Source organism: Aminobacter sp. P4_H6_2 (genome assembly GCF_056400805.1).
The window spans coordinates 1-2,045 of sequence record NZ_JBFUKO010000818.1; the positions used below are offsets into that span (position 1 = coordinate 1).

The 2,045-nt window shown below is 58.2% G+C and carries 2 protein-coding genes; one reads left to right on the forward strand and one right to left on the reverse strand.

Going from position 1 to position 2,045, the window contains the following annotated elements; all coding sequences use genetic code 11:
- Positions 1-475: calcium:cation antiporter (locus tag AC1DUU_RS30530; RefSeq protein ID WP_476787055.1), on the forward strand; the 475-nt coding region annotated here is incomplete at its 5' end.
- A 186-nt stretch (positions 476-661) separates the two neighbouring features.
- Here the strand turns inward: AC1DUU_RS30530 and ydiK are convergent.
- On the reverse strand, positions 662-1,738 hold the full coding sequence (ydiK, locus tag AC1DUU_RS30535; protein WP_476787056.1) for an AI-2E family transporter YdiK: 1,077 nt from the start codon (positions 1,736-1,738) through the stop codon (positions 662-664).
- Between the last annotated feature and the right edge of the window lie 307 nt (positions 1,739-2,045).

The following is a 2,045-nucleotide window of genomic DNA, read 5'->3' on the forward strand; positions in this document are numbered from 1 at the left end:
GATATGGCCAGTGCGACTGGCGCTTGCTGTCCTGGCCGGCGTGACCGTGCTGGTGGCACTGGTGAGCGAGATTTTCGTCGAGTCGGTGCAGGAAGCGGCGGTTACGTTCGGCATGACTCCCGCATTCGTCGGCTTCATCGTCGTCGCGCTGGTCGGAGGCGCCGCAGAGATGGCCTCGGCCTTTTCCGGCGCCCGCAAGAACCGGCTGGATTTGAGCGTGGGTATCGCACTTGGAAGCGCATCCCAGATAGCACTGTTCGTTGCGCCGGTTCTGGTCCTGCTGAGCTATGTCATCGGCCCTACGCCGATGGATCTGTGGTTCTGGCCAGGCGCGGTGATCATGGTTTTCGTTTCGACGATGACGGCTTTTTTGATGACAAGCACCGGACGTTCGGCGTGGTTCGTGGGAGTGTTTACTTTGATGGTCTACCTGGTATTCGCCATAACGCTGTACCTTCTGCCGCCGCAGATTTAGCAAATGGATGCCAGGAGGCGAACAATTGGGAGGGGCAGAAGTTGGACATAGAAGGCCCAAGCAGGATGGCCGGTCCGCGTCAAAATCTTGCCTGAGTGACGCTGGCGGTACTGTTCATTGGCGGCTTTATTGTCGCTAGCCTCCTGGTGCTCAGGCCAGTCCTGGCGGCGATCGTCTGGGCCATGACTAGTCGCCCTCAGCCATCCACGCATTCAACAATGTGTAGGTCACAGCAAGGACAGTGGGGCCGATGAAAATTCCCAAAAGGCCAAACGCAATCAAACCCCCAATGACCCCAGCAAGGATAAGGAGAATGGGAAGGTCGGCGCCTCTTCGAATGAGTGCTGGACGTATGAACTGATCCATTGTCCCGGCAACGATGGCAAAAACCAACAACACCGTCGCCCAAAACGCCTCGCCAGAATAGTACATCCATACCACCGCTGGCGCCATCACCAGCACGGGGCCGAGCTGAATCAAGCACAGCAAGAACATCACCGCTGCCAGCATCGGCGCGAAGGGCACGCCAACCACCAATAGACCTATGCCCCCAAGAGCGCTCTGGGCTACTGCGGTCACGACGACGCCCAAGGCAACGCTTCGGATTGCCTGACCAGCCAGACGAACGGCCATTTCGCCTCGATCACCACCCAGTCGGCGGCCAAAACGAACAACAGTTGCAGCTGCCTGCTCGCCGCCCATGTACATGATAGCGGCTATCAGCGTCGTTAGGAGGAAATGGAAGAATATCCCACCCAGACTGCCTGCGAAGGATGCAACCCATTTCGTCATGGCCCCTGCATAGGGGGCAAGTTTGGAGGCCAATTCATCCACGCGACTTGTCGAAATATTTCTCCAGGCCTCTGCGGCCCGGGAGCCCACTAGCGGCAAATCGGCCAGCCAGGACGGCGGCGGCGGCATCCGCAAGGACAGGACAGTGCGGATCAAGTCGCCAATTTTGTCGGTATTGGCGGCGACGGCACTGATGGCCAGCCAAAACGGCACGATCAGGACCAACAGCAAGATCAGGGTCATGATCGCCGTGGCCCAGCCACGGCGATTGCCGACATGGCGCTGCACCCACAACATCAGCGGCCATGTAGCGATCACCAACGTCGTGGCCCATATGATCGCTGGCAGAAAAGGAAGCATCACCCAGATGCTGGCGACAAGGATGCTGCCGATGAACAGCACGGCTAGTGTTGCGCGCGTGAGATCCGCAGGTACTCGAGCCATACCATCCGTCCCCTTGAGCTCCGCCAAGTACGTATTCTACAGCACGTACTCTACAGCAAGTTGGCTTGGTCCGCAGAGGGCATACGCGCAGGTATAATTACGATTTGGGGACCACCTCCAGGTGTCGCGTGGCCTTGGAAAGCATTGAGGTTGCGAGCGTCCCCGCCATCCCAGTTTGAGTCGATTGATTCCTGGTGTGTCGTGGAGCATGATGCAACGGAGGCTAATACTGCGGCACGTGTGCGATGACGATTGCTAGCTACAGCTTGGGTTCAGCAGCGTCGATTGCTCACAAGACGAGGTTTCATAAGACAGGGGGTGCCTAGGCTTTGGC